14 protein-coding genes are annotated in these 13767 nt (G+C 70.3%); 4 read left to right on the top strand and 10 right to left on the bottom strand.

The window, feature by feature from the left end; genetic code table 11:
• From ftsH to dacB, 4 genes are all read right to left on the bottom strand, one after another.
• Positions 1–2032 (bottom strand): ATP-dependent zinc metalloprotease FtsH (ftsH, locus tag ACHFFZ_RS15790; RefSeq protein ID WP_394277557.1); only part of this gene is annotated, 2032 nt, incomplete at its 3' end.
• 268 nt (positions 2033–2300) lie between these two features.
• Complete coding sequence (gene hpt, locus ACHFFZ_RS15785; RefSeq protein WP_394277556.1) at positions 2301–2852, bottom strand: hypoxanthine phosphoribosyltransferase; 552 nt, start codon at positions 2850–2852, stop codon at positions 2301–2303.
• 9 nt (positions 2853–2861) lie between these two features.
• Positions 2862–3824, bottom strand: a complete 963-nt coding sequence (gene tilS / locus ACHFFZ_RS15780; RefSeq protein WP_394277555.1) for a tRNA lysidine(34) synthetase TilS — start codon at positions 3822–3824, stop codon at positions 2862–2864.
• A complete protein-coding gene (gene dacB / locus ACHFFZ_RS15775; RefSeq protein ID WP_394277554.1) occupies positions 3824–5329 on the bottom strand; it encodes a D-alanyl-D-alanine carboxypeptidase/D-alanyl-D-alanine-endopeptidase in 1506 nt (501 codons plus the stop codon). The genes tilS and dacB overlap by 1 nt, the downstream gene beginning before the upstream one ends.
• A 66-nt stretch (positions 5330–5395) precedes the next feature.
• Here dacB and ACHFFZ_RS15770 point away from each other — a divergent pair, with 66 nt between their 5' ends.
• Positions 5396–5959, top strand: coding sequence for an inorganic diphosphatase (locus ACHFFZ_RS15770; RefSeq protein ID WP_394277553.1), 564 nt, complete (start codon positions 5396–5398; stop codon positions 5957–5959).
• Between the two features lie 163 nt (positions 5960–6122).
• Here ACHFFZ_RS15770 and crcB read toward each other — a convergent pair whose 3' ends face one another.
• A complete protein-coding gene (crcB, locus tag ACHFFZ_RS15765) occupies positions 6123–6494 on the bottom strand; it encodes a fluoride efflux transporter CrcB (RefSeq protein WP_394277552.1) in 372 nt (123 codons plus the stop codon).
• The gene (locus ACHFFZ_RS15760; protein ID WP_394277551.1) at positions 6494–6904 is read right to left on the bottom strand and encodes a fluoride efflux transporter FluC; all 411 of its coding nucleotides are present in this window, start codon (positions 6902–6904) and stop codon (positions 6494–6496) included. The genes crcB and ACHFFZ_RS15760 overlap by 1 nt, the downstream gene beginning before the upstream one ends.
• A gap of 51 nt (positions 6905–6955) precedes the next feature.
• Between ACHFFZ_RS15760 and ACHFFZ_RS15755 the strand changes: the two genes are divergently transcribed.
• Both ACHFFZ_RS15755 and ACHFFZ_RS15750 read left to right on the top strand, forming a co-directional pair.
• Entirely contained in the window at positions 6956–7993 is a 1038-nt protein-coding gene (locus ACHFFZ_RS15755; RefSeq protein WP_394277550.1) for a TRM11 family SAM-dependent methyltransferase, read from the top strand.
• Entirely contained in the window at positions 7990–8481 is a 492-nt protein-coding gene (locus ACHFFZ_RS15750) for a SixA phosphatase family protein (protein WP_394277549.1), read from the top strand. Before ACHFFZ_RS15755 ends, ACHFFZ_RS15750 begins: the two co-directional genes overlap by 4 nt.
• Positions 8482–8493: 12 nt before the next feature.
• Here ACHFFZ_RS15750 and ACHFFZ_RS15745 read toward each other — a convergent pair whose 3' ends face one another.
• From ACHFFZ_RS15745 to ACHFFZ_RS15730, 4 genes are all read right to left on the bottom strand, one after another.
• The gene (locus tag ACHFFZ_RS15745) at positions 8494–8832 is read right to left on the bottom strand and encodes a P-II family nitrogen regulator (protein ID WP_394277548.1); all 339 of its coding nucleotides are present in this window, start codon (positions 8830–8832) and stop codon (positions 8494–8496) included.
• Positions 8829–10190 carry an ammonium transporter gene (locus tag ACHFFZ_RS15740; protein ID WP_394277547.1) on the bottom strand — a complete coding sequence of 454 codons (1362 nt, stop codon included), beginning with the start codon at positions 10188–10190 and terminating at the stop codon, positions 8829–8831. The genes ACHFFZ_RS15745 and ACHFFZ_RS15740 overlap by 4 nt, the downstream gene beginning before the upstream one ends.
• Positions 10191–10400: 210 nt before the next feature.
• Positions 10401–10775 (bottom strand): hypothetical protein, encoded by a 375-nt coding sequence (locus ACHFFZ_RS15735; RefSeq protein ID WP_394277546.1) that lies wholly within the window; start codon positions 10773–10775, stop codon positions 10401–10403.
• A gap of 191 nt (positions 10776–10966) precedes the next feature.
• Entirely contained in the window at positions 10967–13087 is a 2121-nt protein-coding gene (locus ACHFFZ_RS15730; protein WP_394277545.1) for an MDR family MFS transporter, read from the bottom strand.
• Positions 13088–13247: 160 nt separating this feature from the next.
• Here ACHFFZ_RS15730 and ACHFFZ_RS15725 point away from each other — a divergent pair.
• The coding region (locus ACHFFZ_RS15725; RefSeq protein ID WP_394277544.1) for a TetR/AcrR family transcriptional regulator at positions 13248–13767 on the top strand (520 nt) is incomplete at its 3' end.

Here is a 13767-nt window from a genome sequence, read left to right as displayed (position 1 = left end):
TGGTCCACTCCCCCGGCGCCTTCCATCCGCCGGGGAGGTCGCTGCCCTCGTCGGCGCCGGGCCGCGGCGCGGCGGTGGAGCCGCCGGTGTGCTGCTCGTCGTCGGCCTTCGGACGCACCGGCATCGGCACCGGCGGGATCTCGGAGGGCACCCGGTCCTCCGAGCCGGTCCAGGCCCCGCGCTCGGGATGGCGTCGCAGCGGCTCGAAGATCTTGGCCACCTGCGCCTTGTCCAGGGTCTCGTGCTCCAGCAGCTGGCACACCAGCTCGTCCAGCACGTCCCGATTGGCCTTGAGGCAGTCGAAGGCCTCCTGGTGGGCGGCCATCAGCAACTTGCTGGTCTCCTCGTCGACCACGGCAGCGGTGATGTCGGAGTAGCTGCGGCTGGGCTGCGAACCGCTCATCCCCAGGAAGGGCTCGGAGTCACCGCCGCCCAGCTGGATCACCCCCAGGCGCTCGCTCATGCCGTACTGGGTGACCATCGCGCGCGCCACCTTGGTTGCCTTCTCGATGTCATTGCTGGCGCCCGTGGTCGGGTCGTGGAAGACCAGCTCCTCGGCGGCACGCCCACCCAGCATGTAGGCCAACTGGTCGAGCAGCTGGCCGCGGGTGTTGGAGTACTTGTCCTCGTCGGGCATCACCATCGTGTAGCCCAGGGCGCGGCCGCGGGGAAGGATCGTGATCTTCTGCACCGGGTCGGTGCCGGGCATCGCCGCCGCCACCAGTGCGTGGCCGCCCTCGTGGTAGGCGGTCACCAGCAACTCGTGGTCATTCATCAGGCGGGTGCGCTTCTGCGGGCCGGCGATGACGCGGTCGATGGCCTCGCCCAGCTCGGCATTGCCGATCAGCGGCAGGTTCAGCCGCGCGGTGAGCAGCGCGGCCTCGTTGAGCACATTGGCCAGGTCGGCGCCGGTGAAGCCTGGGGTGCGCCGCGCGATCGACTCCAGGTCGACATCGGCGGCCATCGGCTTGCCCTCGGCGTGCACCCTCAGGATCTGCGCACGGCCCTTCAGGTCGGGGGCCTCGACCGGGATCTGACGGTCGAAGCGACCCGGACGCAGCAGGGCCGGGTCGAGCACGTCGGGACGGTTCGTCGCGGCGATCAGGATCACATTGCTGGTGGCGTCGAAGCCGTCCATCTCCACCAGCAGCTGGTTCAGGGTCTGCTCGCGCTCGTCGTGCCCGCCACCCATGCCGGCACCGCGGTGACGGCCCACGGCATCGATCTCGTCAATGAAGATGATCGCCGGGCTGGCCTCCTTGGCCTGCTCGAACAGGTCACGCACACGGCTGGCGCCCACGCCCACGAACATCTCGACGAAGTCGGAGCCCGAGATGGAGAAGAAGGGGACGCCCGCCTCACCCGCGACGGCGCGGGCCAGCAGCGTCTTGCCGGTGCCGGGAGGGCCGTAGAGCAGCACGCCCTTGGGGATCTTCGCCCCGACGCGCTGGAACTTGGCCGGCTCGGCCAGGAACTCGCGGATCTCCTGCAGCTCCTCGATGGCCTCCGCACAGCCGGCCACATCGGCGAAGGTGGTCTTCGGCGTGTCCTTGGTGGCCACCTTGGCCTTGGACTTGCCGAAGCCCATCACGCCCCGGGCGCCGCCAGCTCCGCCCTGCACCATGTTCATCACGAAGAAGAACAGCAGGATCATCAGCAGGAAGGGGATGCCGGTGTAGAGCAGGCTCGACAGCATGCTCGGCTGCGGGTTCTCGCCGCGCCATTCGTCCAGGGTCTTGTTCGCCATGCGCTGGTTGAGGCGCTCGACGATCTGCTCGTCCTGCGTGCCGACCCAGGTGGACAGATAGGTCTCGTCGCCAGACTTCATGCTGATCCGGATCGACTGGTCGCGCTGGTTCAGCACCACATCACGGATCGGCTCGTTGCCGTTGAGCACCGACAGGGCCTTGCTGGTGGGGACCTTGTCATTGCCCGAGGCGGAGTTGACCAGCTGGACCGCGCTCAGCACGAAGACGATGGCCAGCAGGATCCACAGGATCGGACTCTTGGTGGCCTTCTGCAGTTTGTTCATGGACTACCTGACGTAGGGACGACGAAGCTGCTCGCAGACTACCAGCGAGCTCCAATGCCCCCTGGGGGTTCGGTTCGCCACCGGGCGCCGCTGGAAGTGCAGCCCTGGCGGCACACGGCACGTTCAAATTTCATCCGTGGCCGTATGGGCTGCGTTTTCAGCACCCGGAGGTCCTGGAGCGGCCGACCACGGGTGGCCGTGGAACCCAGCGAGCCCGCCGGAACAGGGTCCCGGCGGTCTCGGTGGTGCGGCCTGAGTGCTTGCCGGCCTACTCGTAGATGCTGGGCGACAGGGTGCCGACATCGCGCAGGTTGCGGTAGCGGCCGTCGTAGTCGAGTCCGAAGCCGACGACGAACTCGTTGGGGATGTCGAAGCCGACGTACCTGACGTCCACCGGGGAGGTGACGGCGGCCGGCTTGCGGAACATGGCGGCGATCTCCAGACTGGCGGGCTCGCGGCTCTTGAGGTTCTGCACCAGGTAGCTGAGCGTCAGGCCCGTGTCGATGATGTCCTCGACGATCAGCACGTGCTTGCCGGAGATGTCGGTGGTGAGGTCCTTGAGGATGCGCACCACTCCGGAGCTCTTGGTGCCCGAGCCATAGGAACTGATGGCCATCCAGTCCATCGTGCAGTGGGTCCGCATGGCGCGCGAGAGGTCGCTCATCACCATGATGGCCCCATTGAGCACCCCCACCAGCAGCACCTCCCGACCGTCGTAGTCGGTGTCGATCTGCTCCGCCAGTTCCGCGATGCGCGCGGAGACCTCGTCGGCGGTGTAGAGCACTCGGGTCAGGTCAGCGGTGATGTCAGATGCGTCCACCACGCCAGCCTACCCAGCAGTGCGCGGGCCAGCCACCAGCGACCCCTGCTGGCGGCGCACCGTCACCCCCCCGGGCAGGTCGACGCCCTGCTGGCCGCGCCAGTCCTCCACCAGCGCGGTGACCGCCTGCACGTGGACCATCGACGGGTGCCGGACCCCCCGCCCCACCATCCAACGGCGCAATACCCGTCCCCTCAGGGCGGGGTGCAGGTGGAGCAGTCCCACGGCATCCAGCGCATCGCCCCGGGCCAGGTCGCGCACGGCATCCGCGCCGAGCCGTTCCAGCAGGTCATTGTCCTGGCGGGCCAGTTCCGCGGTGCGGGCCAGTGCGTCGGCGACGCCGCCGCCGAGCACATCGGCGGCCACGGGGAGCAGCTCCTGGCGCACCCGCACCCGCAGGAAGGAGGGGTCGGCATTCATCGGGTCGTCCCACGGCTCCAACCCCCAGTCGCGGCAGGCCTGGCGCACCTGGGCGCGGTGCAGTTCGAGCAGGGGCCGCACCAGCTGGGCGCCGTGGAAGGGCGTGACGGGCATCATGCCGCGCAGCGAGGCCGCGCCGGAACCCCTGGCCAGGGCCAGCAGCACGGTCTCGGCCTGGTCGTCGAGTGTGTGGCCCAGCAGCACCGGCAGTCCCTCGCGACACAGGGCCTCCAGCCGTGCGGCGCGGGCTGCGGCCTCCAGGCCCTGGCCGTCGCGGCGCACCTCGACCAGCTCAACCCGGGCATCCAGGCCCAGGCCACACATCAGCTCCACCACGGCCTGGCTGTGCTCTGCCGATCCGGCTTGCAGCTGGTGGTCGACGACGACCGCAGTCGCGCGCCCGGCGTCCAGGTGGGCGACTGCGGCGGCCAGGGCGAGCGAGTCGGCGCCGCCGGAGACGCCGACCAGGACGGGGCCGTGCAGCCGCTCCAGGGCAGGGCGGACCGTCTGGACCATGGCCAGCTGCGCGGGGGTGAGTGCCTTGCGAGCCATCAGCAGCGGCAGGTGGCGAGCGTGGTGGACATCTGGTCGAGCCAGCTGCGCACGTCCCACTCCTGCTGGGGGCTGTTGGACATGAAGGCGAAGACCACCTCGCCACCGGCGCGCGTGCGGGTCCGGCCGGCCAGGGTGGAGACCTTGCTCAGGGTGCCGGTCTTGGCCTTGACGATGCCGCGCCCGGCCTCGGAGGCGGGGGTGTAGAAACGGGCATGCAGGGTTCCGGTGACACCGGCTGCCGGCAGCCCCTCGTGCAGCGCGGAAAGCCTGGGCGTTACCGCGGCGTGCTGCAGCACGCGGGCCAGCAGCTGGGCGCTGACCTGGTTGCCGCGGCTCAGGCCGGAGCCGTCGAGCAGGCGCGGGGCGGTGGTCGCCGGGAGCCCCTTGGCTGGGGCCATCACGCCCATCGCGTCGAGCCGCTGGGCCAGCGCCTTCGCACCGCCGGTGAAGCTGCCGCCCTGGCCGCCGGCGGTCCCGACATGGCGCAGCAGAACCTCGGCGGCGGAGTTGTCGGAGTGCACCAGGGTCTCCTGCACCAGGACCGAGACCGGCAGCGACTGCACGGCACCCACCTGCTCGGCCGTGTCAGCAGCCTTCGCCGCGGCGGGTTCTCCCTCCACGGTGATGCCCTGGGCCTTGAGCTGGGCGGCGAAGACCGTGGCGGCGCTCGCCCCGGGGGTGGCGCTGGGTGACTCCTTGTCCGAGGGTCGGCCCTGGTCGATCCACAGCGCGCCGATGGTGCTCACCTGGTCGGCATAGCTGGTGGGCCAGTTCGGGTTCCAACCGGGGCCGGAGAAGAGGCTCTCGTCGAAGCCGAGCGAGACGGTGGTGGCGCCCTTGGCCTTGAGCGCGGCGGCGACCTGCTGGGCGAGCGCGGCCGAGGTGCCGGGATGCGGGTAGTCCTTGCCGGGCTTCGAGGCCAGGTAGGGGTCCCCCGCGCCCACCAGCACCAGCCGGGACCCGTCGAGCAGGGCGCGGGTGGTGAAGCGGTGGTCTGGGCCCAGGGCGTCGAGGGCGGCGGCGCAGGTGAGCACCTTCATCGTCGAGGCGGGCACCAGGTTGCGGCCCTGGTCCCTGGCCCACAGCAGCTGGCCGGTGCGCGCGTCGAGCACCATGCCGCTGGTCTTGCCCATCTTCGTGGCATCCACCTGGCCCAGCGCCTTGGCCAGGGCTGCCCGGTCGGGGGCCGGTCCGCTGGGGGCTGCGGATGCGGCGGCGACGGGGGTGGCGGCCGGCCTGCCGGGCTGAGGGCTGGCGGACGTTCCGCGGGGCACGGGCAGTGCGTCGTAGAAGGTGGGGGGCACCGTGGGGCGCCCGCCGTCGACCAGCAGACCCGTGCGGTAGAGGGCTGGACGCCAGCCCACGGCCGCTGTGACGAGGGCAGCAGCCACCAGCACGGCCAGCGCCACCAGGCCCCAGGGGCGGCGGGCGGCAGGACCCCCGACCCCTGTCTGGACAGCAATTCCGGGGGCGTCGTGGCGACGGGTGGGCACACGGATCACGACGTTCCCTCCTCAGGCGGTATCCTCTGGAATGTTCAGGTGCCCCAATCATAGAGAGAGCTCAACGTGTCAGATGAATTCGTGAAGCCCACCCTCACCGGACTGCCCCCGGGCGTGACCTTCGACGTCACCGTCGAGATCCCCAAGGGCACCAAGAACAAGTACGAGATGGACCACAACACCGGTCGTATCCGTCTCGACCGGACGCTGTTCACCTCCACCCAGTACCCCTACGACTACGGCTTCGTCGAGGGCACCCTGGGCGAGGACGGCGACCCGCTGGACGCCATGGTGATCGGCGACGAGCCCACCTTCCCGGGCTGCCTGATCGAGTGCCGCGCCATCGCGATGTTCCGCATGACCGACGAGATGGGTGGCGACGACAAGCTGCTGTGCATCCCCACCGCCGACCTGCGTCGCGGCCACCTGAACGACATCAACGACGTTCCCGAGTACATGTTGCTCGAGATCGAGCACTTCTTCACGGTTTACAAGGACCTGGAGCCCGGCAAGTCGGTCGAGGGCGCGACCTGGACGGGCCGCGCCAATGCCGAGGCCGAGGTGCACAACTCCTTCGAGCGCGCCAAGGGGACCGCCTACGAGCACCACACGGTCTTCGTCTCGCACTGACCGACGGACACACCAGGCACGCTCGCAAGGGTGCGAGTCGCACCGGCGCCCACCAGTCCTGCTGGAAACCGGCTGCTGCTGAACATGACGAGGGGCTCGCTGCACCGCAGCGGGCCCCTCGTCATGTCCCTGCCTGGCTTGTCCTGGCCTCGCTGCCCGATGCTCAGGCCGCCAGCAACCATCCGGCCGCGGCCGCCGCGACACAGGCAAGGCTCCCGCCCAGCAGGTGCACCAGCGCCAGCCCGGGGCGTCCCTGCTGCACCAGCCGGACCGTTTCCACGGCGGCGGTGGAGAAGGTGGTGAAGCCCCCGCAGAAGCCGGTGCCCAGCACCAGCCGCCAGCCGGCGTCGAGGCCCTGGCGCACCGTCAGCGCGGCCAGTGCGCCGAGCACGAGCGAGCCGAGCAGGTTGACCAACCACGTGCCGAGCGGGAGGGCGAGACTGCTGCGGGCGCCCACCCACTGCCCGACGAGGTGGCGGCAGACGGCTCCCGCGCCCCCGGCCAGGGCCATCACCAGCACCAGGAAGGCGGACATCACGACCTCCTGCGGGCAGCCAGCACGATCCCGCCCCAGGCCATGAGCAGGCCGCCCACCAGGCTGGTGACGCCGTAGCCGACGGCCACCAGGGGCTGTTTGGCCAACAGCACCAGTTCGGTGGCCAACGAAGACATGGTGGTGAAGGAGCCCAGCAGGCCGGTGCCCAGCAGGAGGCGGGCCGAACGTCGACGGCCCACGTCCTGCCCGGCACGCAGCAGGGACTCCAGCAGCAGGCCCAGGCAGAAGGCACCCACGAGGTTCACCAGCAGGGTGGGCAGGGGCCAGCCACCGTGAGCCGGGACAAGCTGGGACAGGCCCCACCTGGCCAAGGTGCCCAGCACTCCCCCGACGGCGACCAGCAGCACCGCGCTGGGTTGGGACGAGCGGGCCTGGACTGCAGTCTCCACCGTGGGCTCCGTCCATCTCCGGGGTGCGGCTGTGCGTGGAAGAATGGGGCGGTGCCACACCACCTGATGTTGCTTGCCCCGTCCGCCAACCGAGTCTACGCCGGGGAGTCGTCGACCCTGGCGGCCCACGAGCTCCAGATCAGCGCCCCCTTCGTGCGCGGGATCGAGGCCACCACCGTCGCCGGGGTGGACTACCTGGGCTTCGAGTCGGACCCGCTGGAGGCCGACCAGCTGGCGACCCTGGCCCGACAGTCCGCCGTCCTGGCGCTCTTCCGCGCCGAGGGCGAGCTGCTGGCGCCGATACAGCTGCCCGATGCCCTGCTGCTGGACGACGACCTGGTGACCATCCCCAAGTACCCCGGCAAGACCAATGAGCAGTTCACCCGCCTGCTGGCCAATGTGACCCTGGCCAGCATCCGTCGCCCCGCCAACGGGCCCCGCTCGATCCTCGACCCGCTGTGCGGCCGGGGAACGACGCTGACCACCGCCTGGATGCTCGGCCACCACGGCTACGGGGTGGAGGGCGATGAGAAGGCGGTGGAGCAGATGAGCGCCTACCTCAAGACCTGGCTGCGCCGAAAGCGGCTCAAGCACACCGCCGAGATGACCCCGGTGCGTCGCGAGGGCAAGAGCATCGGCCGCCGTTTCGACGCCCGCCTGCGCAGTGCACGCCCGGGCGTCGAGCTGCCCGCCGAACAGCTGGAGCTGACCGTCTTCACCGGTGACACCCGGCAGTCGCAGTACCTGTACGGCAAGAAGACCTTCGACGCGATCGTCACCGACGCCCCCTATGGCGTGGTGCACGGCGCCCACCAGACCAGCGACGTGCGCGGTCACGCCGGCAAGCGCGACCGCTCCCCCGCCGGGCTGCTCGGCGAGGCACTGCCGGTCTGGGCCAGCCAGCTCAAGCCGGGTGGGGCGCTGGGGATCAGCTGGAACACCCACGGTCTGGCCCGCGAGGACCTGGCCTACCTGATGCGTCGCAATGGCCTGGAGCCGCAGGAGGGCCCGCAGTGGCTGGGCTTCGGCCACCGCGTGGATTCGTCGATCAACCGCGACCTGATGGTCGCCGTCAAGGAGGACCAGTGAGCCGCACCCTCATCCTGATGCGCCATGCCGCCGCCGAGGGCTTCTCGGCCGCCGGCGACAAGGGCCGTTCCCTGGGCCCGGAGGGCCGCGAGGAGGCCCGGGCCGTGGGGCGTGACCTGTCGGGCCTGGGAGTCCAGCACGTGCTGTGCTCGAGCGCGACCCGCACCCGTCAGACCGTCGACGAGCTCGGCCTCGACGCCCCGGTGGAGTACATGGACGCGCTCTACAACTGCAGCAGCGAGACGATCGCGCAGCGCATCACCGAGATCGACGCCCAGGTACAGGTGCTGCTGGTGGTGGCCCATGCCCCCGGCATCCCCGGCCTGGCCGCGGAACTCGCCTACGCCCAGGACCACAAGGCCGCCGACGACCTGCAGTGCTGGTACCCCACCGGCGCCTTCGTGCGCTTCGAGCTGGACGGCCCGTGGGCGGGCCTGCTCGAGGACGACAGCCTGCGGATGATCGGCGTGGAGCGCCCCGAGGCCTGATCCCGCGCCCTCTCAGAGGGCCTGGTCGCCCCGTTCGCCGGTGCGGATGCGCACCACGTCGGCGACCGGCACCACCCAGACCTTGCCGTCGCCCAGCTCCCCGGTGCGGGCGCTGCGGCAGACCACCTCGACGATGCCGTCGGACTCCTCGTCGCGGCACAGCACCTCGAGCTTCACCTTGTCGGTGAAGTCGATGGTGACGGTGTCACCGCGGTAGACCTCGGTGTGCCCGCGCTGGCGCGCGTAGCCGAAGACGGGGGTGACGGTCATGCCGCTGATCCCGTGGAGGTGCAGTTCCACCTGCACCCCCTCGACGGCATCGGGCTGGATGACAGCGGTGACGAGCCTCATGCGGAGACCTCCTCGGTCGTGTCGGCCGTGCGGCCGGCTGGCGGTTCGGATGCCTCGACGGGCACCCGGATGGAGCGGCGGTAGCTGGAGAACTGGACCCGGCTGAGGTCATAGCCGGCCTCGGCGTGCTCGACGAGGTCGACGCCGAGCTGTTCCTCACGGGTGCCGACCCGCAGGCCGACGGTGGCGTCGACGAGGCGGGCGATGGCCAGGCTCACCAGGAAGCCGAAGACCAGCATGGCCATTGCGCCGAGCCCCTGGCGCGCCAGGAGTCCGACACCGCCGCCGTGCAGCAGGCCCGCCGGGGCGCCGGCATCGTCACCCAGGCAGAACAGGCCCAGGGCAAGGGTGCCCACGACGCCACCCACCAGGTGCACACCGACCACGTCGAGCGAGTCGTCGAGGCCGATGCGGTGCTTGAGCTGGATGGCGAAGCAGCAGCAGGCCCCGGTCAGCGCGCCCACGACCAGCGCCGCCAGCGGGGAGACGAAACCGGCGCACGGGGTGATCCCCACGAGTCCGGCGACCAGTCCGGAGGCCGCACCCAGGCTGGTGGGGTGGCCGTCGCGGACCCGCTCCACCGCCAACCAGGCCAGCATGCCGGCGCAGGGCGCGGCCAGGGTGTTGGTCCAGGCCGTCGCGGCGAGCGGGGAGGCGCCCAGGGCGGAGCCGGCATTGAAGCCGAACCAGCCGAACCAGAGCAGTCCCGCACCGAGCATCACCAGGGTGAGGTTGTGGGGACGCATCGGGGTGGTGCCGAAGCCGTCACGGGGGCCCAGCACCCAGGCCAGGGCCAGTGCTGCGGCACCGGCATTGATGTGGATGGCGGTGCCTCCGGCGAAGTCGAGGGCGCCGAGCTGGTTGGCGATCCAGCCCCCGCGTTCGGCGGCCAGGCCGTCGAGGGAGAAGACCCAGTGGGCCGCGGGGAAGTAGCACAGGACGGTCCACAGGGCGGCGAAGCAGACCCACGCCCCGAAACGCAGCCGCTCGGCCACGGCACCGCTGACCAGCGCCACGGCGATCACCGCGAAGGCGACCTGCAGTCCGGCGAAGGCCAGGGCGGGCACCTGGTGGCCCTCCGGACCCACCACGGCCGTCTCGAGGCCGGCCATCCCCCAGTACTGGAAGGGATTGCCGATCAGGCCGTGCCAGCTCTCGCCGAAGACGGCGGAGTAGCCGAACAGCACCCACAGCACACCGACGACCCCCATGGAGGAGGCCGACATCATCATCATGTTGAGCACGCCCCGGGAGCGCACCATTCCGCCGTAGAAGAGGGACAGCGCCGGCGTCATCATCAGCACCAGTGCGGCGCTGACCAGCAACCAGGCGGTGTCTCCGGTATTTGTCTGGATCATGCGAACCATCCTGCGAAGTCCAGATTTCAGGACTGTTCGGTCCACGTTACGGATGTGTAACCGCTCCCAGGCGTCGTCGCCCCCCGTTCCGGGCGCGGCGGGGCGTGGAGGGGGCCGTCCCCGACTCCCCCGGCCCGTCCAGCCCACGCCTGTTCCGCCGCCGATTCCGCCCAGGCCCCTTCTGTCCAGCCCCCTTCGGCCCAGACCTCTTCAGCCCAGTCGAGCACCGGCTGCCGCCAGCACGGCCGGTGGGCGTAGACCCCGGCCAGCCGTGCGATCGCGGATGATGTCGCTGCGCAGGGAGGTGACGGTGTCGAGGCTCAGGTCCAGCCGGCGCGGGTCATAGCGTCGTCCCTGCTTGGACACCGACGGGAGGGTCACGACGTCGAAGCCCTCGGGGAGGTTGACCGGATCGCTCTCGGGCACGCCGTTGACCAGCAGTCCGGTGACGGGGCGTCCGAGCAGGCCTGGCAGGTCGCGGGCCAGGGACTGGGCGAGGGCGGTGTTGCGGCTGAAGTGCCCCAGGCCCTGTGCGTCGTGCGAGTAGAAGACCGCACGCACTGGTGCCGGCGTCATGCCCCCCATGTCATCTCCTGCCCGTGATGGAAAACCGTCACCATCCAGAAGACAACGAACTGATGATGCCCCGTGAAATCCTGATGAACGCATTTTCATCTTCACCCCGCGCACGTCGGGGCGGGACCGGATGAACCGGTCCCGCCCCGAGGGCAGTTCGCTCAGGCCCGTGGTGCAGGCCTGAGGTGCAAGGGATTCGCTCAGTCGTCCAGGGCCCGGCGGGGCGCGGAGGGGGCCGGGTGGTCGTAGAGGTCGAGCAGCAGCGCATTGGTCAGGTCGTGGCTGGCCTGGCGCAGCTTGTCGATGTCGACGGCCTCGAAGCGCTCGGCGACGGTGGTCTCGCGCGTCCCCAGCACCCGCTCCTGGTCGGCGGTCGTGACGGCCGCGACGCGCTGGGCCAGTTCGCGACGCAGCTCCTCGCCCAGGATGCCGCCCTTGCCGGAGGCGCGATGGGCCACCTCGACGCCGTACTTCTCCAGCTCGGCGACCTCGGAGCCCTCCTCGGTGGTGAGCATCCGGCCGGTCTGGCCGAGGATGAACACGCCGTCGTCGAAGTTGCCGTGGCCCAGGTCGGTGATGGCGCGGTGCAGCAGCGGACGGTCCTCGCGCAGGGCCTGGCGTGCCACCAGGTCGAGCTGCAGGCCGAGCAGCCGCTCACCGCTGCGGGTGCTGCCGGCCAGGCGCCCCAGGGGGAGCCGGTCGGCGTCGGCGGCGGAGTTGCCGAAGCTGTCGAGCAGCTCGGCCCCGGCCTCCTCGGCCTTGTGCACGGTGTCGCGCAGCGGGACGGCCTTGATGAACAGGCTGATGACGAAGACCAGGACGGTCAGCGGGATCCCGATCACGAAGACGGTGTGCAGGGCATCGCCCAGGCCCTCGCGGATCGCACGGGCGACCACCGGGGGCATCGTGGCCAGGGCGGCAGGGTCCAGCACGCTGCCGGTGGACATCTCCTGGCCGCTGGCCTGCATCTTTGCCAGCATCTCGGGCGGCATGTGGCGCGGGATGGCCGTCTTCATCTCGGTGGTCATGATGGTGCCGAAGATGGCGATGCCCACGGTGTTGCCGACATTGCGGAAGAACTGGGTGGCGGCGGTGGCCACGCCCAGGTCGCGACGCGAGGCGGCATTCTGCACGGCCAGCGTGTACTGCTGCATGCACAGGCCCAGGCCGATGCCGAAGACGGTCATGGCGACGGTCAGCTGCAGCTGGGAGGAGTCCACGGTGAGACGGGTCAGCAGCCAGAAGCCAAGGCCCATGACGGCCACACCACCGAGCATGAACTCCTTGTAGCGACCGGTGCGGCTGACCAGCAGGCCGCCGATGATCGACAGGCCGATCAGGGCGATGTTCATCGGCATCAGGATCAGCCCGGAGTTGGTGGCCGAGACGCCCAGCACGCCCTGGGCGTAGACGGGGATGTAGATGATGGCGCCGAACATCAGCATCGAGATGAAGAATCCGGCCAGGTTGCTCAGGGTGAACAGCGAGCTGCGGAACAGGCGCAGCGGGATGACGGGTTCGGTGGCCCTGCGCTCGATCAGCACGAAGGCGATCGTCAGGACGATGCCGGCGGCATAGAGGCCGATGACCCGCGCGCTGGACCAGGGCCAGGTGGTGCCGCCCATCGAGGTGGGCAGCAGCAGGCAGACCAGGGCGGCGGACAGGGTGGTCATGCCGCCCCAGTCGATGCTGACCTCACGCTTCTCGAAGGGCAGGTGCAGGAAGCGGAAGATGACGAAGAAGGCCACGATGCCGATGGGCAGCGAGGCGTAGAAGAGCCAGCGCCAACCCCAGTGGTCGGTGATGAAGCCACCGGCCAGCGGGCCGGCCACCGAGCTCATGCCGAAGACCGCGCCCATCAGGCCCTGGTACTTGCCGCGCTGGCGCGGGGGGATGATGTCGCCGATGATCGTCTGGCTCAGCGGCATCAGGGTGCCGGTGCCCAGGCCCTGGATGGCGCGGGCGAAGACCAGGAAGCCGAAGCTGTTCGCGGCCCCGGCCAGGCAGGTGCCCAGCATGAAGACCACCAGGCCGCCCAGGTAGAAGCCGCGGCGGCCGTAGAGGTCGGACAGCTTGCCGACGATCGGCACGACGATGGCTGAGACGAGCATCGTGGCAGTGGCCACCCAGGAGTAGTGGTCCATGCCGCCGAGCTCCGCGACGATGCGGGGCATGGCGGGGCCGACGATGGTCTGGGTGATGGAGGCGACGAACATGCCGAGCATGAGACCGATGAAGATGCGCCGGTTCTGGGGGCTGAGGCCCTCGAAGGCCTCCCCCTCGACTGTCTGGGCCGCGTCGAGCGTGGTGGTTGTGGACATGGAACTCCTGGGGTGCTGAAGGGCGGCGGTGAGAGCGGGTGTGGGCCGGACGGGGCGTCATGCGCGACGGGCGGGCCCAAGCAGGTGGCAGGCGGGTCCGGGACTCGACCGCTCCCACATGGTGACAAAAACTTGCAGTTACTGCAAACTATTCCGCGTGATGGATCCCCTTGCCGACGAACCCGGCGTGCGCGAGCACAAGAAGCGCGAGACCAGGCGGGCCCTGCACCGGGCCGCGACCGAACTGGTGCTGGAGCACGGGCTGGCCGCCGTCACCACCGATGCCATCGCCCGCCGTGCCGGCGTCTCACCCCGGACCTTCTTCAACTACTTCCCCACCAAGGAGGCCGCCCTGGCCGGCGTGCCCGAGGTGATCGTCGAGAAGATCACCCACCTGGTGGCCGAGCGCCCCGTCGACGAGGACCTGTGGACCACCGCGCGACTGGTGGCCACGACGCTGGCCCACATCAGCCTGCGCGAGCCCGAGCTGTGGCGCCAGCGCCGCCGCATGATGGCCAACCAGCCCGAGGCGGCGGCCCTGGTGATGGGCAGCGAGCGCGCCCTGGAGCTCGGCCTCGTGGAGTCGCTGGTGGCCCGCGCCCAGGCAACCCCCACACTCACCCAGCCCTGGCGGGCGCCGATGCTGGCCATGACGGCACTCAATGCCGTGCGCGTGGCGA

It is taken from the genome of Luteococcus sp. (genome assembly GCF_043424415.1).
In the GTDB taxonomy this organism is placed as follows: domain Bacteria; phylum Actinomycetota; class Actinomycetes; order Propionibacteriales; family Propionibacteriaceae; genus Luteococcus.
Note: the sequence above shows the minus strand (reverse complement) of the source record. Positions and strands in the feature narration are given on the sequence as shown.